The sequence below is a fragment of the Actinoplanes solisilvae genome (genome assembly GCF_003999975.1).
GTDB classification, from domain to species: Bacteria; Actinomycetota; Actinomycetes; order Mycobacteriales; family Micromonosporaceae; genus Actinoplanes; species Actinoplanes solisilvae.
Map to the genome: position 1 here is coordinate 100,144 of NZ_RJAC01000017.1, position 18,260 is coordinate 118,403.

Sequence of the window (18,260 nt, forward strand, 5' to 3'; positions counted from 1 at the left end):
TGAGAAGAGCAATGATGCGTGCAGACTACAACTGGTTGGTCGATGAACGTATCAGCGCATCCGCCACACGCCGGTGACCAGAGATTCGGTCTCCTCGAGAACAGCGGGCACGGGTACGTCGAATTCGGCGACCCGCTCGAAGAGGCGTTCGGGGAAGTAGCCACGGCCCGGGTCGCCGACCAGCACGACCGTGCCCTCGCGCCGCGCGGCCCGCAGCCGGGCGCTCATCTCGGCTGCCACGGTGGGGCTGTAGAAGACGTCCCCGGCCAGCAGGACGTCCGGCCGTGCCGTGAGCTCGTCACGCAGGGTGAGATCGTTGGCCGCGAAGTTGCGGCGGGTAGCGGCCACGGCGGCCGGGTCGAGGTCGGTCGCGCTGACCTCGGCGGCGCCGGCCCGGCCTGCGGCGATGGCGGCGATGCCGCTGCCGGTCGCGAGATCGAGGACGCGCTTCCCCTCGACCGTCCGCGGATGATCGAGCACATAACGGGCCAGGGCCTGACCGCCCGCCCAGACAAAAGCCCAGAAAGGCGGCGGCTCGTCGCTGCGGAACTCGCCGCCGGACGCGTCGAACAGCCCGGTCGCGTCGTCGGCCAGGTAGAGCGAGATCTCCGGCGTCAACGGAACCGGGCGAAGAGTGGTCTGCACCCAGCGATTCTGCGCGGTCGAAAGCCGTGGTGGCGTTAGGCGGCCAACCGCGTGGTCGCGAGTTTCGCGCGGTACTCGGCGCGGGCCTCGGTGGCCCAGGGCTGGTTCTCGTCTTCGAGCAGCGGGCGGGCGGCGACGTAGGACGCGGCGGTCAGCGGTTTGACGGCCCGGTCGGCGGGGCGGCTCGCGGCCGCGGCGACGAGTTCGTCGAAGCGCGCGACATCGACCCGTACGCGGTCCGGGTCGAGCGACCATCGGCTGCCCTCACGCCGTACGACCGAGTCTCGGGGCGCCGCGCCGGGCTCCAGTCGGTCACGGAGGACCGACATGTCGCTTTCGACACTGTTCTTCTTTTCTCCCAGCATGCCGGCCAGTTCCGACGTGGACATCTCGCCGCGCAAAGCGAGCAGGGCCAGGAGGTGACGCGGTTGGTCGCCGCCGAAATCAGTTCCGGCCAGGACGACGCCCCTGGTCCGGACCTCGACGGGGCCGAAGAGCTGGATGTCGAACATGTTTCGGAACTCTGCGGGTGTGGGAGTCAAGGCAGCAAGCCCCAATGCGAGGGGTGGCCTCACCCGAAAGACTGGTTATAGCGGCCGCTCGGCCTCATCCGTTCATCGGGCGTACCGCTGGACGCGAACCGGGCCGGTGCACCACCAGCCTGTTGGTAGGGCAAAGATGAGAGCTGGTACTCCTTAGACTGCCACGGTCGGATCCGGTGAAAGGTGGCTCATGAGTAACGGCGATGCGATCAGCGTGCTCGTCGTCGACGGCCACCAGACGTTTGCCGAGCTGCTCGGACATGCGCTGGCGGGCCAGCCTGACCTGGAATATGTGGGGCACGCGCTGACCGGTGCGGAGGCTCTGCGGCTCGCCGCCGAGCTGCGTCCCAACGTGATCCTGCTCGACCCTGATTTGTCCGATGCGGACGGAATTGCGATCGCTGAGCTGCTCCGAGTGCGGCAACCCGACACTCGTGTGGTGATCCTCACTGCCAGCGATGAGTCGGCGCTCGTCGGCCGGGCCACCGCGGCGGGCGCGGCCGGTTTCCTCTCGAAGAACGGTGCCCTCGGCGACGTGCTGAACGCGCTGCGTACCGCGCACGGCGGCGGCATGACCGTCTCCACCGACATCCTCGCCCGGCTGCTGCGCAGCACCAGCCCGGTGGTCGGCCCGCGCGGCGGCGGCCTCACCGCCCGTGAGGACGAGGTTCTTCAACTCATGGCGGCCGGGCTCGACGCGCGGGCCATCGCCCGCCGGCTCGGCATCAGCCTGCACACGTGCCGCGGCTACGTGAAGGCCGTGCTCGCCAAGCTCGGCGCCCACAGCCAGCTCGAAGCTGTGGCGATCGCCACACGTCGTGGTCTGGTGCGCCCCGGTCGGCAGTGACTCTAAGTAGTTCCGCTCGACACTCATCCGGGAAGACGTGAAATCCGTACCTGTTGCGGGGAGGGCGCGAATCGGCGCCGACAGGGGAAGGGTTTCGCGTGGACCGAGCAGCAGCTGACCGAGCAGCGGCTGGTGGTACACCGTCCGATGTGGCGGTGGCCGAGCCGTCGACACCGGGATCGCCAGGCGGCGGTTCCCGCGACACCGTCTACCGGCGGCCACCGGCCCGTCCGGAGGCGGCCGACCCGGCGTGGTTCGGTGGCGCCGAACCTGAGACAGCCCAGCCCGAGACGCCGGCCGACGAGAGCCAGACCTCGCCGGGCAACTCCAGCCGAGCGTCCTTCGGCTTCACGTCCAGCCCGATTTCTCCCGTACGCCACCCGGCGTCCCCGACGTCGCCGGCCGCTCCCGCGTCGCCGCCCTCGGCGAGAACCCCGCGCGAGCTGACGGCCGGCACGTGGTCCGCGTCCGCAGCCGAACCGCCCGCGCCGCCCGCGCCGTCCGGGTGGCCGGAATCGGACCCGGGCGCGTCGCCGTGGACGACACCGCCCAATTCCTCGTCCGGCTCCCACCCACAGGCGGCTGCCCCGTCGACGTCCGCGTGGCCGACCCGGATGAGCCCCTCCGATCTCCCGGTCCGGCGCGCCTACGACCCGAACGCCGGGGAGGAGCGACGCCGCTCCGACGCGGAGACCGGCACCGACACCGGCTCGTCATGGCGCGTCGCCGATACCGACACCGGCTCCCAGCGCCGGGCCGACACGGGTTCGCAGCGCCGCGCCGACACCGGTTCGCAGCGCCGCGCCGACACGGGTGAGTTCCGCCGCGCCGACACGGGTGAATACCGCCGCGCTGATACCGGTGAGTTCCGCCGTGCGGCCGACACCGGCGAGTTCCGGCGCTTCCTCGATGTGGACTCCGAGCCGGTCAGCCCGGCGACGCCCCCGGCCCGTGCGGGCGAGATCCCCGAGCCGCGGCGCCAGTCGCGGGGCGTCACCGTCGGCATCGTGCTGCTCAGCCTCGTCGTCCTGATCGCCGGCGGGGTCGTGGGCGTCGTCTACTTCACCGGCGCTGACGACAAGCTCGACTCCGTACTGCAGCTCGGCGCCGGCGACTCGGGCAAGCGCACCGCCACCGCGCCGCTCGACAACCGCAGCCAGGCCAGCTTCGAGCTGCTCGCGGCCAGCAACAAGGTCAACATCACGATCGGCGAGCTCGGCGAAGACCTCTACCGCATTTCGACCCCCGAGGACGCCGGCTTCCTGCCCAGCCCGTCGATCCGCAACGACGATGTGAAGCTGCAGGTCAGCCGCGACGGCGACGGCACCGGCGGCGAGATCGACATCGTGCTGGCGGCCAAGGTGCGCTGGGCGCTGCGCCTGTCCGGCTATGCCGAGCAGCAGATCATCGACCTCAGCGGCGGTCAGGTCACCGGCATCGAGATGGTCGCGGGGACGCGTAGCGGGCAATTGACGCTGGCCCGGCCGTCCGGCACCGTGCCGATCAAGATCAACGGCGCGGTCGAGAAGCTGACTGTTCGTTCGCCCGCCGGCAGCCCGGTGCGGGTCAAGGTCGGCGGGGGCGTCCAGACCGTGGTGGCCGGCAACCGCACGCTGCGCGACGTGAAGCCCGGCTCGACGCTGACCCCGAAGAACTGGTCGGTCCCGAACCGCTACGACATCGGCGCGGGCGCCCCGATCATGGCGCTGACCGTCGAGAACGCCTGACCCGATCGAGGGGGCGCCGAGCCGGCACCCCCTCGAACCGGACGATCAGGAGAGCACGCGGAGGCGTACGGTCTGCTCCATCGCGCGCAGCCGGTCGAGCACCTCGTCGCTGAAGCCGCCGCTGATGTCGGTGATCAGGTATCCGTACTCGCCGCGGGTGCTCAGGAGCTGGCCCTCCACGTTGACCTTGTGCTCGGCCAGGATGCTGTTGACCTGGGCCAGTACGCCCGGGGTGTTGATGTGCACGTGGCCGATGCGGCTCTGGCCGGCCTGCTCGGGCAGCGCGACGCCGGGCAGGTTGACGCTGAGTGTGGTGTTGCCGTCCTCGACGAACGAGGCCAGCTTGTTCGCGACGAAGCCGCCGATGTCGGACTGCGCCTCCTCGGTCGAACCGCCGATGTGCGGCGTGAGGATGACGTTGGGCAGGCCGCGCAGCTCGCTGACGAACTCGTCGCCGCGGCCCTTGGGCTCGGTCGGGAACACGTCGACGGCCGCCCCCGCGAGGTGGCCGCTCTCGAGCGCCTCACGCAGCGCCACGTGGTCGACGACGATGCCGCGCGACAGGTTGAGAAACAGTGCGCCCTCGCGCATGCGCTTGAACTGCTCGGCGCCGAAGAAGCCGGCGTTGCCGGGGCGGCCGTCGACGTGGATCGTAACGACGTCGCTGGTCTCGAGCAGCTCCTCGATCGAGGCGCAGCGGTGGGCGTTGGAGAGCGCGAGCTTGTCGGCCGTGTCGTAGAAGGACACGTACATGCCGAGGTTCTCGGCGAGCACCGACAACTGGGTGCCGATGTTGCCGTACCCGATGATGCCGAGGCGACGGCCGCGGATCTCGTGGGCGCCCTCGGCTGATTTGTCCCACACGCCGGAGTGCATCAGCGCGTTCTTCTCGGTGAGCCGGCGGGTCATCGAGATGATCTCGGCGATGGCCAGCTCGACGACCGAGCGGGTGTTGGAGAACGGTGCGTTGAACACCGCGACACCGTTCGCCGAGGCGGCGGTCAGGTCGATCTGGTCGGTGCCGATGCAGAACGCGCCGATCGCGACGAGGCTGTCGGCCGCCTCCAGCACCTTGGCCGTGACCTGGGTCTTGGAGCGGATGCCGAGCAGGTGGACGCCCCGGATGCGGGCGATCAGCTCGGACTCGTCAAGGGCGTTGCGGACGGACTCGACCTCGTATCCGCTCGACTCGAGCCGGGACACCGCGTCGGGGTGGATGCTCTCCAGCAGAAGGACTCGCACCTTGGCCTGGTCGCTCATCTTGTTCCGTTCCGTGTGGGTTTGTGGCCGGTCCGGGCCGCCACGCCGAAGCCCGACTACCCAGACTAGTGCTCGGGACCGCCGGCCCTCGGAGGGTGTGCTCGACCTCCCAACTGGTGCGACGGCCGGGTCCGGCGGCCTCTGGTACGGAGGTGACCGTTCTTCGGTTCACCTCGATGGGTTCCGCGGCGTGGCCTCAAAGTTCGTGACGCAGCCAGGGCAGCAGGGCGTCGGCCTGCCATCGCTGGAAGGCCCGCACGGACGGGAGTGAGGGCGGCGGTGGCCGGCGCGAGGCGTCACGGAACAGACCGGCGAAACCGGCGAACAGGTCGACGACGATCCGCCGGTCGAGGTCGCCGATCACCCGTTCGGGATCGCCGCCGTGCACGGTGACGTTGAGTGCCAGCAGCACCCGGTCGAACCAGGCGGGCGCGGTGCAGCCCCACGGCCAGTCCACGATCACCACCCGGCCGTCGGGACGCAGCAGCATGTTGTCGGCGCGGATGTCGTAGTGCGCGAGCGTGTCGCCGCCGCGGGTCGCGGCCAGCCCTCGCCCGGCCGCCGCGATCAGCTCGGGCAGGCGTCCGGCGGCCCACGGATCGAGGTCGGCCGGCTGATCTTCGGCCAGCCGGCGCCAGCCGCCGAAGCCGTCGGCGATCTGGTCGGTCACGTCCGGCACGGCTAACGGCGCCGGGGTAAGAGCGTCGGCCAGTTGGGCGAGGGCGGTCACGGCCGCGTCGATGTCGGCCTCGGCCCAAGGCGTACGGGGGTGAGCGCCCTCGACGTCCTCCAGGACCAGCACCACCCAATCGCCGTCGTCGAAGGCGCCCAGCACCCGCGGCGCCGGGACGTGGCCGGGCAGGGCCGACGTGATCCGCGTCTCCTGCCGGGCCAGCTCGGCTGACCGTTCGTTGAGCGCCGGGGTGACCGCCTTGACGAAAGCGCGCCGTCCGTCGGCCGTGACCACCCGGTCGGCTGTGCCGGGGGAGAACCCGCCGGACTGGGAGACCGCCTCGACCACCCGGCCGCCGACGATCTCCTCGATCCGCCCGCGGACGTCGGCGGGCAGATCGCGCCACCCGATCCTCACTCCGGCCGCCGGCACCATCAGCCGATCGTGGCAGCAGGCAGCGCTCCCAGCGAAACGATTTATGTCGTACCCCCGCGGCAGAGTGAGTGCACGGCCGCGCTACGTGAGGGTCGACACGGGCCGACCCGGGGTGCGGGTCTGGCAGACTCGCCAGAGGGGGTGCAACAAATGGCGTCGCTGGGGTGGGCGGTCGCGTTGTCGGTGTTGTCCGCGGCCAGCTATGCGGCCGCGGCCGTCGCCCAGGAACGCCTGGCCGAGAACGGCCAGCGCGGCCTGGCTCGCTGGGCCGTCGCCCTGCTGCTCACCGGCCTCGGTGTCGCGCTGCACGTGGTCGCCCTCAATTTCGGCACGGTCGCGGTGGTGCAGGCGCTGGGCACGCTGACCCTGCTCTTCGCGCTGCCGATCGCCGCCGTGCGCTTCCGCACCCCGATCGGCAAGGCCGCCTGGGGCGACGCCGTGCTCACCGTGGTCGGCCTCGCGCTGATCCTGTCGCTGTCGGTCGAGTCGTCCAAGCAGGTGACGCTCACCGAGCCCGCCGACCGCCGCCTCTCGCTGATCACGCTCGCGGTCGTGCTGGTGCTGGCGCTGGCCGCCTGGCGGGCCGGGCCCCGCGTGCGCTCGGTGCTGCTCGCCGCGGCCGCGGGTACGGCGTTCGGCATCGCCTCGGTGCTGTCCAAGGCCGTGCTGGCCTCCTACACCGACGGCGGCTTCGGCTCGATGTCGCCGCTGGCCCTGATCGCCGTGCTCATCTTCTCGACCGGCGGCTACCTGCTCAGCCAGCTCTCCTACGGCCGCGCGGGCCTGGCCGCCCCGCTGGCCACGGTCAGCGTCAGCAACCCGATCGTCGCCGCGATCGCCGGCGTGGTCGTCTTCGACGAGGGCTTCCGCTTCGGCCCCGCCGGCCTGGTCGTGGTCGCCTTCGCCGCCGTCGTCATGACCCTCGGCGTCATCGGCCTGGCCCGCCGCGCCGCCACCCAGTCGGCTTCGAACGGCTCGGCCGGTCCCGGTGCCCCGAAAACCGAGCCACAGGTCAGAGCGCGCGAGGCAGGGTGACGGTCACGGTCAGGCCGCCCTCGTCGCGGGCGGTGGCGTGGACCTCGCCGCCGTGGGCCCGGGCTACGGCTCGCACGATGGAGAGGCCCAGGCCCGCGCCGGGGGCGTGCAGGCGTTCCGTGCCGTAGCGGTGGAAGGGCTCGAAGAGTCCGGGGACCTCGTAGCGGGGGATGACCGGGCCCGAGTTGGTCACCTCGAGCGCGGCCCAGCCGTCGGGACGTATGCCGGTGCGGACGCGCACCCAGCCGTTCGCGGGCACGTTGTGGCGTACGCCGTTCTCGACCAGGTTCTGCACCAGGCGTTCCAGAAGCACCGGATTGCCGGCAACCGTCGCCTCGTGGGGCTCGGTGACCACCTTGACCGTGTCCGAGACGGCGACGTGCTCGACGATGTCGGCCAGGTCTACATAGGATCGATCGGCCACCGGGCGTTCCGACTGGGCCAGCAGCAGCAGGCCGTCGATCAGCCGCCCGTGCCGGTCGTTGATCGCCAGCAGGGTCGTGCCGAGCTGGCGCACCTGCTCCGACGCCGTCTCCTGGGCCAGCGCCACCTCCAGCAGCGTCCGGTTCAGGGTCAGCGGCGTACGCAGCTCGTGCGAGGCGCTCGCGATGAAGCGGCGCTGCCCGTCGAACGAGTGGTCGAGCCGGGCCAGCATGATGTCGAACGTGTCGGCGAGCTGCTTGATCTCGTCCGTGGGCCCGCTCAGCGCGATCCGCTCGTGCAGCCCGCGGTCGGCGTCGGGTGCGTCCGCGATGCGCCGGGCCGTCGCCGTGATCTGCTGCAACGGGTGCAGCATGCGCCCCGCGATCAGCCAGCCCAGTGCGATCGCCGCCGCGCTCACCACCAGCAGCGCGATCGCCCCCTGGGACAGCAGCGTCTTGAGCGCGTCGTTCTGGGTCCCCTCGACGAACCGCCGGATCTCGACCCGGTCGGTCACGCCCCCGGCGACGCCGCCCGGCGGCAGAACGCTTTCGCTCTTGGCCAGCACGGTCGGCAGTCGTTGTGACACCAGCACGTAGGTCACGCCGAGCAGCACCAGCCCGGCGAGCACGAACAGCCCGCCGTAGACGAGGGTGAGCCGGCCTCGCACGGTCAGTCTCATGGAATGCGGTACCCCACTCCCGGTTCGGTCAGCACCACGGGCGGGTCGCCGAGCTTGCGGCGCAGCTTCAGGATCGTCATGCGTACGGCGTGGGTGAACGGGTCGGCGTTCTCGTCCCACGCCTTTTCGAGCAGGGTCTCGGCCGACACCGCCGTGCCGTCGGCGCGCAGCAGCTCGGCCAGCACGGCGAACTCCTTGCGGGAGAGCGGAACGTATCGCCCGTCGCGGAAGACCTCGCGCCGGTGCGGGTCGAGGCTGATGCCGGCCCGGCGCAGCACCGGGGGCGCGGCCGGCCGGGAACGCCGTCCGAGGGCCAGCACCCGGGCGCTCAGTTCACGCAACGCGAAGGGCTTCGGCAGGTAGTCGTCGGCGCCGAGGGACAGCCCGGTGACCCGGTCGTCGATGCCGGCCGCGGCGGTCAGCATCAGCACCCGGGTGTCACCCTCGCGCTCGACCAGCGCCCGGCACACGTCGTCGCCGTGCACGGCCGGCAGGTCGCGGTCGAGCACCACGACGTCGTAGTCGTTGACCCCGACCCGTTCCAGCGCGGCCGCCCCGTCATAGACCACGTCGACGGCGTGCGCGTCGTGCCGCAGCCCCTGGGCCACCGCGTCGGCGAGCAGCGGCTCGTCCTCGACCACCAGGATCCGCATCCGCCCATCCTCCCGCGCGGCCCTGTCACCTGGGCGTCACGTTTTTCCTTGACGGCCGCGAAACCCGGCGCTCGCTTCACTCGGGGCGACCTACCGAGAGGAGACGACGATGCGTACGCGAAGGGTTGTTGTCGCCGGTCTGCTGTTGCTGCTCGCCACGGCGGGCTGCGGGGCCAAGGCCGACGACGGCGGCGGGGTGGCGACCGCGCAGGACGGGACCGCGTCCGCCGCGCCTTCGAGAACGCCCGATCAGAAGCGGGACGAGGACGCGCCGATCAAGTTCGCGCAGTGCATGCGGGAGCAGGGGCTGACGTGGTTCCCCGACCCGGACACGAACGGGCGGACGATCGTGAAGACCCCCAAGGACCTCGACCCGAAGAAGTTCGACGCCGCGCGCGAGGCGTGCAAGGAGTTCGCGCCCGACGGCGGCGACCCGGGCGAGATGGATCCGGCGATGCTCGAGATGGCCCGCAAGATGGCGAAGTGCATGCGCGAGAACGGCGTGCCCGACTTCCCGGACCCGCAGCCCAACGGCTCGATCAGTCTCGACCGCGGCAAGCTCGGCACCGGTCCGGGCGAGCCCGCCTTCGACAAGGCCCAGGAGAAGTGCTCGCAGTACCTGCCCGAGGGCCGGCAGGAGCATTCGGAGCGGGTCGGCGGAGGCAACGCATGAGCCGCCGCCGAAAAGTGGTCGCCGGCGTGCTCACCGTGGGTGCGGTCGCCGCGGTCGCGTTGGTCAATCTGCCCGCCGAGGGCAGCGGGGACGGCGCCTCGGCCGCCAGCGGGCCGGCCGAGACGACCGAGGTCACCAAGCAGACGCTGGTCGACCGCGAATCGCACGGTGGAACGCTCGGTCACGGCGACACGGCCACGGTCGCCGCGCGTGACTCGGGAACGGTCACCAGCCTGCCCGCGAGCGGCGCCGTCATCACGCGGGGTAAGCCGCTCTACCGCCTCGACAACAAACCCGTCCCCCTCCTGTACGGGACCCTGCCCGCCTATCGCACCCTGCGGAGCGGGGTCGAGGGCGCCGACGTGCTGCAGTTCGAGAAGAACCTGCGCGCCCTCGGCTACACCGGGTTCACCGTCGACGACGAATACACGTCCTCGACCGCCGAGGCCGTCGAGGAGTGGCAGGACGACCTCGGGTTGAGCGAGACCGGGCGGGTCGAGAGCGGCCAGATCTCGTACGCGAAGGGGCCGGTGAGAGTCGACTCGCTGAGCTCGGAACTCGGCGCGGTCGTGCAGCCGGGCACCGAGTTGTTCCGGACCGCCGGCACCGCGCTGGTCGCGACCGTCTCGCTCGACGTCGACGACCAGCGCCTGGCCGGCCGGAACGCGGCGGTCGAGGTCGAGCTGCCCGACGGCAGCACCACCGCCGGGCGGATCACGAATGTCGAGACGGTGGTCGAGCAGGGGCAGGGCAACGAGGAGGACACCACCACGCTCGAGGTCACCATCTCGTTCACCAAGGCGCCCAAGGGTTTGGGTGCGGCCGCGGTCAGCGTCGGTTTCGTCGCGTCGCGGCGGCCCGACGTGCTCACCGTGCCGGTCTCGGCGCTGCTCGCGCTGGCCGAGGGCGGCTACGGACTCGAGGTCGTCGAGCCCGCCGGCTCTCGCGTCGTCGCCGTGAAGACCGGTCTGTTCGCCGACGGCCGGGTCGAGGTGTCGGGCGGTGGCATCCAGGCGGGCACCACCGTGGGGATGCCGTCGTGAGCGCCGTCATCGAGTTGGCCGGGGTCACGAAGGCGTACCCCGGCGGCGTCACGGCGGTGCGGTCGGTCGATCTGACCGTCGAGTACGGCGAGCTGGTCGCCATCGTCGGCCCGTCGGGCTCGGGCAAGTCGACCATGCTGCACCTGATCGGCACGCTCGACCGGCCCACCCACGGCACCGTACGCATCGACGGGCACGACGTGGCCACGTTGAGCGACCGGCAGCTCTCCGCGCTGCGCGCCCGCCGCATCGGCTTCGTGTTCCAGCAGTTCCACCTGGCGCCCGGCCGCGACGCGGTCACCAACGTGGCCGACGGGCTGCTCTACACGGGGGTGGCCCGCAAGGAACGGGAGTGGCGGGCCGAGGCCGCGCTGGTGCGGGTCGGTCTGGGAGATCGTCTCACCCACAAGCCGCACCAGCTCTCGGGCGGCGAGCGGCAACGGGTCGCGATCGCCCGCGCCGTGGCCGGCGACCCGGCCGTGCTGCTGGCCGACGAACCGACCGGGAACCTCGACTCGGTCTCCGGCGCCGGGGTGGTCACGCTGCTGCGCGAGCTGAACGAGGCCGGCACGACGGTCCTGGTGATCACCCACGATCACGAGATCGCCGAGAGTCTGCCCCGCCAGGTGCCGATGCGCGACGGGCAGGTGATGGCGTGAAACCGGCCCGTCTGCGGCTCTCCGACCTGCTGCGCCTGGGCGGGTACGGCCTGCGCTCCCGCCCGCTGCGCGCGGTGCTCTCGGCCCTCGGCATCGCGATCGGCATCGCCGCCATGACCGCGGTGGTCGGCATCTCGTCGTCGAGCCGCGCCGACCTCGACCAGCGGCTGGCCGCCCTGGGCACCAACCTGTTGACGGTGACGCCCGGTCAGACGATGTTCGGCGAGGACGCGGTGCTGCCCGACGAGTCGGTGTCGATGATCCGGCGTATCGGTCCGGTGCAGTCGGCGACCGCGACCGGCAAGGTGTCTTCGGCGGTCTACCGCACCGATCGCGTCCCGGCCGGCGAGACCGGCGGGTTGGCCCTGCTCGCCGCGTCGCCCGACCTGCTGTCGACAGTCGGCGGTGTTTTGACCAGGGGCACCTGGATAAACCAGAAATATCCGACAGTGGTGCTGGGGGCGACGGCGGCCCGGCGGCTGGGCAACGTGCCCTCGGTCTACATCGACGGTCGCTGGTGGACCGTGACCGGCGTGCTCGATCCCGTGCCCCTGGCCCCCGAGCTGGATTCCGCGGTGCTGGTCGGCTGGGAGGCGGCCGCGACCTACCTGTCGTTCGACGGCCACCCCACCACCGTCTACACCCGCTCGGTCGACGCCCAGGTCGAGGCCGTCCGGTCGGTGCTGGCCCCCACGGCCAACCCGTCGAGCCCCGACGAGGTCAAGGTCTCGAAGCCGTCCGACGCCCTCGCCGCCCGTCGCGCCGCCGACGACACGTTCACCGCCCTGCTGCTCGGCCTGGGCGCGGTGGCGCTGCTGGTCGGCGGCATCGGGGTGGCCAACACGATGGTCATCTCGGTGCTGGAAAGACGGGCCGAGATCGGTCTGCGCCGGTCCCTGGGCGCCACCCGAGGTCAGGTCCGCACCCAGTTCGTGGCCGAGTCGCTGCTGCTGTCGCTGCTCGGGGGGGCGGCCGGGGTGCTGCTCGGCTATGTGGTCACCGGCCTCTATGCCACCACCCGCACCTGGCCGACCGTGGTGCCCTGGTGGGCGCTGGCCGGCGGGGTCGGGGCGACCGTGGTCATCGGGGCGATCGCCGGGCTCTATCCGGCAATCCGGGCGGCGCGGCTTGCACCCACGGAGGCACTGTCAGGTTGAGCTGGCACGCTGGGTGGGGTGAAGACCGTGACGCTGTTCGCCGCCCTCGGCGTCGCGGGCCGGGGTCATGCGGGGCGGCGCCGCCGTGGCGATGCTGCTCTGGATCGCCGGGCTCGTCAGGGTCGTGTGGTCGAGAAACACAACTGGTCGGCCGGCCCGTCGGCGAGCGGTGACATCCACCGTGTGGCCAGCGTGATCGCGCTCCTGAGCCTTCCGGTGGCGGCGTTGCTGGCCGCGGCGCGCCAGTTGCGCGACGCCGCGGCCAGGTGGGTCGCGTTCGGCGGGGTGGTCTCGCTGCTGTGCTTCACCCCGATCCTATGGGCGGTCGCCACCGAACCCTGGACGGGTGTGCGTTGGTGGCGGGCCATCCCGCTGGGCGGGGTCGCGCGGATGCTGGGCCTGGCCGAGGTGGTGACCCTGCTGCTGATCGCCGGGTGGGCGGTCAGTCGACGACGCGGTCGTGGTTCAGCGACGAGCGGGCGGTCTCCCGCGCGAGCAGCACTGCGATGACGGTGAGCACCGAGGCGATGGACATGTAGATCGCGACTGCCGTCGGGTTGGGATCCGAGGTGCTGCCGAGCAGTTTGATCGCGATGATCGGCGCCAGCGCCCCGGCGAAGATCGACGCGAGCTGGTAGCCGACCGAGGCGCCCGTGTAGCGCACCGACGTGCCGAACAATTCGGAGAAGAAGGCCGCCTGCGGGGCGTACATCAGGGAATGAAGCAGCAGGCCGACCAGCACGGCCAGAATGATCAGCCCCTCGGACCGGCTGCCGATCAGGGGGAAGAAGGCGAATGACCAGATCGCCACGCCGACCGCACCGACCAGGTAGAGCGGACGCCGTCCCACCCGATCGGAGAACGCGCCGATCAACGGGATCACCGCGAACTGCACGACCGAGCCGATCAAGAGAGCGCTCAGGATCATCGCCTTGTCCGAGGAACTGCCCGCGTACGTCGTAAGGTAAGTGATCGAGATGACCGTGAACAGGTAGTACGCGATGTTCTCGGCCAGCCGCATGCCCATCGCGAGGAAGACCTCCCGCGGGTAGCGGCGGATCACCTCGAGAAGTGGCTGGTGTTTGGTGGTCATTTTGTCGCGCGCGGCCAGGAACAGCGGCGACTCCTCGACCGACAGCCGCACCCACAGCCCGACGATCACCAGGACGGCGCTGAGCAGGAACGGGATGCGCCAGCCCCACGCGTTGAACGCCTCCTCGGACTGCACGGCGGCGAGCACCCACAACACCCCGGTGGCGAGCAGATTGCCCAGCGCGACACCCGCCTGCGGCCACGACGACCAGAGGCCGCGCCGCTTGTCGTCGCCGTGCTCGGCTGCCATCAGCACCGCGCCACCCCACTCGCCGCCGACCGCGAACCCCTGCGCGAGCCGGCAGACGAGTAGCAGGATCGGAGCCGCGACGCCGATGGTGGCGTACGTGGGCAGGAACCCGATGGCGATCGTGGCCACACCCATGGTCATGAGCGAGACGACCAGCATCTTCTTGCGGCCGACCCGGTCACCGAAGTGGCCGAAGACGATGCCGCCGAGAGGACGGGCGACGAACCCCAGGGCGTACGTGCCGAAGGCGAGCAGTGTCGCGGTGGCCGGCTCGGACGTGGGGAAGAACAGCGTGCCGAACACGAGCGCGGCGGCGGAGCCGTACAGGAAGAAGTCGTACCACTCGACGGCGGTTCCGACCAGCGAGGCGAAGACGACCTTTATGAGAGGCGTACGGGTGGTGGTGGCAGTTGTCATGCTGTCTCTCCTCACGCTGTGTTTCCTCAGGCCGAGCACTGACCGTCAGCGAGCACGTAGTAGTTGTCGCCGGTGCGGCGCAGGGTGTGCACGACGAACGTGTTCCACAGCCCCATCGCCTGGTTGGACCCGTTGGCATAGGTGCTGCCGAGCGACTGGTGGGCGCGCCCGGCGACGGTGTGGGCATAGTTGCTGGCGGTGAAGCACGGCTGGTTCGAGGGCGGCGGGGTGGTCGGCGGCGGGGTGGTCGGGCCGCCGTCGGTGAGCCCCCAGAACCGGGCGATGTGGTACGACGAGCAGATCGACGCCAGGAAGTACGCACCCGTGGCGCCGCACTGGTCGGTCGCGCTGCCCGGCGCGACGGGCGTGCCGTGACCGAGCCCGGGCACCCGGTTGAGCTGCACGGCCGTCCCGTAGCTCTCCTGCACCGTGCCGCCGGCCAGGGTGACGGTGGCTGTCGGCGTCTGCGAGATTCCGTGTACGTTCGTCCACTGGTCGCGCAACTCCGTGGCGTTCGCCGGGACCACTGTGGAGTCCGAGGTGCCGTGCCAGATCGCGACCCGCGGCCACGGCCCGCCATAGCCGGGATAGGCGGCCCGCACCAGGTTGCCCCACTGCGCCGGCGTCTTGCTCTGCGCCTGAGATTGGCAGATGGTGCCGCAGTTGTAGGGCAGGCCCGCGACCACGGCCCCCGCGGCGAACACGTCGGGATAGGCCGCGAGCATGACCGCGGTCATCGCCCCGCCGGCCGACAACCCGGTGACGTAGACGCGGCTCGGGTCGGAGCCGTAGGTGGCGACCGCGTGGGCGACCATCTGCCGGATCGACAGCGCCTCACCCTGGCCGCGGGCGATGTCTCCCGCGGTGAACCAGTTGAAGCAGCTCAGCGCGTTGTTGGCCGAGGTCTGCTCAGGGAACACCACGGCCGCCCGGTAGAGGTCGGCGTACTTGGGCCAGCCCGAGTTCGCGTAGTAGGCGGACGCGGTCTGGGTGCAGCCGTGCAACGCCACCACGAGGGGGCGTCCGGCGGGCAGGCCGTCCGGGACGTAGCTGAACATCCGCAGCGCCCCGGGGTTGCTGCCGAAGCCGGTGACCTGGGTGAGGGTGGCCGCGGCTCGCGCCGGGGACACCGCCAGGCCGATCATTGCCGCGACGATCATCGCGACCGCCGTCCAGATCCGGGCTCGCATCACTCGCCTCCTCCACTGTGACCCACAACACATCGTCAGCCGACGATATGCGGGGGTGCGGAGGTTGCCCATGTCCGCCCGGCCCACAGCTCGGGGGTGAACTATGTCGTGAGCCCCACGATCCGGGCGGCGACGGCGGCTACCGCGCGGTCGTCGAACAGGATCGAGTAGTGGTTGACGTCCGGCACGCGCTCGACCGCGATCTTCACGTCGGCGGCGGCGATGCGTCCGGGGTCGTAAAGGCCCTGCGCCTCGTTCATCAGGCCGCGCTCGGCCCACATCAGCCGAGCATTTATCCGACGCGCAGCGTCCACGGTGGTCCGCTCGAGCAGGGTGTCGACAGCGTCCGCGCGGACCGCCTCCAGCGAGCACGACGATCGGCCGTCGACGAAGTCGCGCCGCACGTAGGCTTCGATCGCGGGACCCCAGTGGGGTCGCAGCGCCGGGTGCCCGCGGAAGAAGTCCAGGTAGGCCCGCTCGTCGGGAAACGTCATGCTCAGCCGCTGCATCGCCGGCCCGATCACGGCCTGAAGCACGGCGTCGACGTCGAGCGTGGGCGGCATCGGCAGGGCCACCCCGCCGTCGACCAGCAACACCCCGCCGACCCGGTCGGGATACAGGGCAGCGGTCGTCGCCACCACGAAGCCGCCCATCGAGTGCCCGACCAGGGTGACGCTTTTCTCGCCGAGGTGGTCGGCGACCGCGACGAGGTCGGCCGCGTGCGCCGCCATGCCGTACGGCCCCGACAGCGCGTTGCTGCGCGCCCGGCCCCGCAGGTCGGGTGCCACGAGCCGGACCCGTCCGTCGAGTTCCTCGGCCAGGCGGGTGAAGGCGAGCGCGTTCGCGGTGATGCCGTGCGCTGCGAGGACGACCGGGCCGCTGCCGGGCCAGGCGCAGACGCGCAGAGCGCCACCCGGCACCGCGACGTCGAACTCTTCCGGGATCACTGTTCCTCCTGCGGGTCGGGGTCGACCGAGCCGCGCAGCCGGTGCAACCGCAGGGCCAGCCTGAGGTCGAGCGAGCGGTCGGGATCGTGCCAGTCGACGCCCAGCAGCTGGGCGATGCGGTCGAGGCGCTGGCTGACGGTGTTGACGTGCACGTGCAGGGTCTCGGCGGCGCGGGCCAGGCTGCCGGCCGCCGCGAAGTAGGCGTCGAGGGTCTGCACCAGCGCGGTGCCGCGCCGCCGGTCGTAGTCGAGCACCGGGCCCAGCACGTCGCGCAGGAAGCCGCCGACGTCGTGCCGCTGGGCCAGCAGCAGGCCGACGTAGCCGAGCTCGGCCACGCCCGCCCCGGCTCCGGCGCGGCCCAGGGCGACGAGAGCCCGTACGCACTGGTCGGCCTCGCGGTGGGCTGGGCCCACATCGGCCGGGCCGTCCGTGGGACCCGCGGCGCCCGCCGTCACCGGGCGGCCGAGGGCGCGACCGGCCTCCTTGGCGACCGAGCGCGCGATGCCGCCCGCGTCGTCGCCCGGCACGAGCAGGGTGATGCGGCCGTCGCGGGTCATGGCCAGCCCGCCGCGCGCGGCCGCGAAGCCGCGGGCCCACGACGTGGCCTGCTGGCGCGGGCCGGAGCGGGCGTCGTCGGCGACCACCACGACGTGCGGGGCGTCCAGGTCGACGCCGATGCGGCGGGCCCGGGAGCGCAGGGCGTCGGGGTCGCGGACCGGGCGGCTGATGAGGTCGTCGAGCAGCTCACCGCGTACCTGGCCCTCGGCCTCGGCCACCGTGCGGCGGAACAGCAGCAGCAGCGCGGTGATCTGGGCGGCCCGTTCCAGGGTGCGCTGGTCGGCGTCGGCGAGGGGCTGCGCGGGGTGGAAGACGAGAGCGCCCAGGTTGTCGGCGCCGGCGACGACAGCCGCGACGTAGAGCTCGCCCCGCCGCACGCTGCGGCCCTGCCCCCGCGACGCGGCGACCGCCTCGGCGAGAATGCCGTGGTCCAGTGTGGGCAGCTCGGCGCCGGACTTCGCCGTGGCCAGCTCGCGTCCCTGCGCGTCGACCACCAGCAGCGCCCCGTCGAGCACGTCGACCAGGTCACCGGCGACGTCCTCGACGCCGCCGCCGCGCAGCACCAGCGCCGTCATGCGGTCGTGGGCCGCGGCCGCGCGCTCGACCGACTCGCTGTGGGCCCGGATGACCTCGTTCGCGGCGGAGAGCTCGGCCAGCGCCGTCTGCGTCTCGGTGAGCAGCCGAGCCGCGTCGATCGCCACGGCGGCGTGCGCGGCCAGCGAGACCAGCAGCGCGACCTCCTCGCGGGCGAAGGGCCGCTCGGTGCGGTTGGCCGCGAAGAGCACGCCGATCACGCTCGCGCCCAGCCGCAGCGGTACCCCGAGAATCGCGACCAGGCCCTCGTCGGTGACCCCGCCGTCGATCTCGGTGGTGTGCTCGAACCGCGGATCGGCGGCGTAGTTCGCGGTGGCGTAGGGCGTGCCGGTCAGCGCGACCAGCCCGCCCAGTCCCGCACCGGGCGGCAGCCGCAGACTCTGGAAACTCGCCGCCACCGAGCCGTCCGTGATCCGCATGTACGTGTCCCCGCGCTCGGGATCGTTGAGCGTCAGATACGACACGTCCGCGTTGATCAGGGTCCGCGCCCGGTGCACGATCGCCCGCAGCACGGCATCGAGCCCGCGCAGCCCGGCGAGGTCGCCCGCGGTGTCGTACAGGGCCGAAAGCTCCTCCTCGCGACGTCGCCGGCGCTCGAGCAGGGCGCGCACCCGCAACGCGCGCAGCTTGATCCGTTCCAGGTCGGCCAGCTCCGAGGCGGGGGCGCCGGCCGAGCGCGCGGCGAGCAACGGCTGCTCGAACTCGACCGGCGCCGCCTCACGCGCCAGCAGGTCGAGGAATTCCAGATCGGACGCCATGCC

General features: G+C 71.7%; 19 protein-coding genes. 8 read left to right on the forward strand and 11 right to left on the reverse strand.

Annotation, left to right across the window (positions count from 1 at the left end; translation table 11 throughout):
- Nucleotides 1-51: 51 nt before the first annotated feature.
- Nucleotides 52-645: a class I SAM-dependent methyltransferase gene (locus EER30_RS32620; protein ID WP_127504508.1), complete on the reverse strand. Its 594-nt coding sequence runs from the start codon at nucleotides 643-645 to the stop codon at nucleotides 52-54.
- A 35-nt stretch (nucleotides 646-680) separates the two neighbouring features.
- Entirely contained in the window at nucleotides 681-1,157 is a 477-nt protein-coding gene (locus tag EER30_RS32625; protein ID WP_127504509.1) for an AfsR/SARP family transcriptional regulator, read from the reverse strand.
- A gap of 220 nt (nucleotides 1,158-1,377) precedes the next feature.
- On the opposite strand from EER30_RS32625, the gene EER30_RS32630 reads away from it, so the two are divergent.
- A complete protein-coding gene (locus EER30_RS32630) occupies nucleotides 1,378-2,034 on the forward strand; it encodes a response regulator (RefSeq protein WP_127504510.1) in 657 nt (218 codons plus the stop codon).
- Between the two features lie 208 nt (nucleotides 2,035-2,242).
- Here the strand turns inward: EER30_RS32630 and EER30_RS32635 are convergent, their stop codons facing one another.
- A complete protein-coding gene (locus EER30_RS32635; RefSeq protein ID WP_127504511.1) occupies nucleotides 2,243-2,587 on the reverse strand; it encodes a hypothetical protein in 345 nt (114 codons plus the stop codon).
- 61 nt (nucleotides 2,588-2,648) lie between these two features.
- On the opposite strand from EER30_RS32635, the gene EER30_RS32640 reads away from it, so the two are divergent.
- Nucleotides 2,649-3,761 (forward strand): hypothetical protein, encoded by a 1,113-nt coding sequence (locus EER30_RS32640; RefSeq protein ID WP_127504512.1) that lies wholly within the window; start codon nucleotides 2,649-2,651, stop codon nucleotides 3,759-3,761.
- A 45-nt stretch (nucleotides 3,762-3,806) separates the two neighbouring features.
- Here the strand turns inward: EER30_RS32640 and serA are convergent, their stop codons facing one another.
- Entirely contained in the window at nucleotides 3,807-5,021 is a 1,215-nt protein-coding gene (gene serA, locus EER30_RS32645) for a phosphoglycerate dehydrogenase (RefSeq protein ID WP_127504513.1), read from the reverse strand.
- Nucleotides 5,022-5,217: 196 nt separating this feature from the next.
- Nucleotides 5,218-6,129 carry a phosphotransferase family protein gene (locus tag EER30_RS32650; RefSeq protein WP_127504514.1) on the reverse strand — a complete coding sequence of 304 codons (912 nt, stop codon included), beginning with the start codon at nucleotides 6,127-6,129 and terminating at the stop codon, nucleotides 5,218-5,220.
- A 150-nt stretch (nucleotides 6,130-6,279) separates the two neighbouring features.
- On the opposite strand from EER30_RS32650, the gene EER30_RS32655 reads away from it, so the two are divergent.
- Nucleotides 6,280-7,164, forward strand: coding sequence for a DMT family transporter (locus tag EER30_RS32655; protein WP_127504515.1), 885 nt, complete (start codon nucleotides 6,280-6,282; stop codon nucleotides 7,162-7,164).
- Here EER30_RS32655 and EER30_RS32660 read toward each other — a convergent pair.
- Both EER30_RS32660 and EER30_RS32665 read right to left on the reverse strand, forming a co-directional pair.
- A complete protein-coding gene (locus EER30_RS32660; protein WP_127504516.1) occupies nucleotides 7,142-8,266 on the reverse strand; it encodes a sensor histidine kinase in 1,125 nt (374 codons plus the stop codon). The genes EER30_RS32655 and EER30_RS32660 overlap by 23 nt on opposite strands.
- Nucleotides 8,263-8,919: a response regulator transcription factor gene (locus tag EER30_RS32665; RefSeq protein ID WP_127504517.1), complete on the reverse strand. Its 657-nt coding sequence runs from the start codon at nucleotides 8,917-8,919 to the stop codon at nucleotides 8,263-8,265. The genes EER30_RS32660 and EER30_RS32665 overlap by 4 nt, the downstream gene beginning before the upstream one ends.
- Nucleotides 8,920-9,028: 109 nt before the next feature.
- Here EER30_RS32665 and EER30_RS32670 point away from each other — a divergent pair, with 109 nt between their 5' ends.
- Genes EER30_RS32670 through EER30_RS32690 form a run of 5 tightly spaced genes read left to right on the forward strand, consistent with a single transcriptional unit; the run spans nucleotide 9,029 to nucleotide 12,961 of the window.
- Nucleotides 9,029-9,592, forward strand: coding sequence for a hypothetical protein (locus EER30_RS32670; RefSeq protein ID WP_127504518.1), 564 nt, complete (start codon nucleotides 9,029-9,031; stop codon nucleotides 9,590-9,592).
- A complete protein-coding gene (locus EER30_RS32675; protein ID WP_127504519.1) occupies nucleotides 9,589-10,635 on the forward strand; it encodes a peptidoglycan-binding protein in 1,047 nt (348 codons plus the stop codon). Before EER30_RS32670 ends, EER30_RS32675 begins: the two co-directional genes overlap by 4 nt.
- On the forward strand, nucleotides 10,632-11,294 hold the full coding sequence (locus EER30_RS32680; protein WP_127504520.1) for an ABC transporter ATP-binding protein: 663 nt from the start codon (nucleotides 10,632-10,634) through the stop codon (nucleotides 11,292-11,294). The genes EER30_RS32675 and EER30_RS32680 overlap by 4 nt, the downstream gene beginning before the upstream one ends.
- Entirely contained in the window at nucleotides 11,291-12,451 is a 1,161-nt protein-coding gene (locus EER30_RS32685) for an ABC transporter permease (RefSeq protein WP_127504521.1), read from the forward strand. The genes EER30_RS32680 and EER30_RS32685 overlap by 4 nt, the downstream gene beginning before the upstream one ends.
- Nucleotides 12,452-12,469: 18 nt before the next feature.
- On the forward strand, nucleotides 12,470-12,961 hold the full coding sequence (locus EER30_RS32690) for a DUF998 domain-containing protein (RefSeq protein ID WP_164842554.1): 492 nt from the start codon (nucleotides 12,470-12,472) through the stop codon (nucleotides 12,959-12,961).
- Here the strand turns inward: EER30_RS32690 and EER30_RS32695 are convergent.
- From EER30_RS32695 to EER30_RS32710, 4 genes are all read right to left on the reverse strand, one after another.
- Nucleotides 12,894-14,210 (reverse strand): MFS transporter, encoded by a 1,317-nt coding sequence (locus EER30_RS32695; RefSeq protein WP_127504523.1) that lies wholly within the window; start codon nucleotides 14,208-14,210, stop codon nucleotides 12,894-12,896. The genes EER30_RS32690 and EER30_RS32695 overlap by 68 nt on opposite strands.
- A 26-nt stretch (nucleotides 14,211-14,236) precedes the next feature.
- A complete protein-coding gene (locus EER30_RS32700; protein WP_127504524.1) occupies nucleotides 14,237-15,400 on the reverse strand; it encodes an extracellular catalytic domain type 1 short-chain-length polyhydroxyalkanoate depolymerase in 1,164 nt (387 codons plus the stop codon).
- Between the two features lie 101 nt (nucleotides 15,401-15,501).
- Nucleotides 15,502-16,347: an alpha/beta hydrolase gene (locus EER30_RS32705; RefSeq protein ID WP_127504525.1), complete on the reverse strand. Its 846-nt coding sequence runs from the start codon at nucleotides 16,345-16,347 to the stop codon at nucleotides 15,502-15,504.
- Nucleotides 16,344-18,257: a helix-turn-helix domain-containing protein gene (locus tag EER30_RS32710; RefSeq protein WP_127504526.1), complete on the reverse strand. Its 1,914-nt coding sequence runs from the start codon at nucleotides 18,255-18,257 to the stop codon at nucleotides 16,344-16,346. Before EER30_RS32710 ends, EER30_RS32705 begins: the two co-directional genes overlap by 4 nt.
- Between the last annotated feature and the right edge of the window lie 3 nt (nucleotides 18,258-18,260).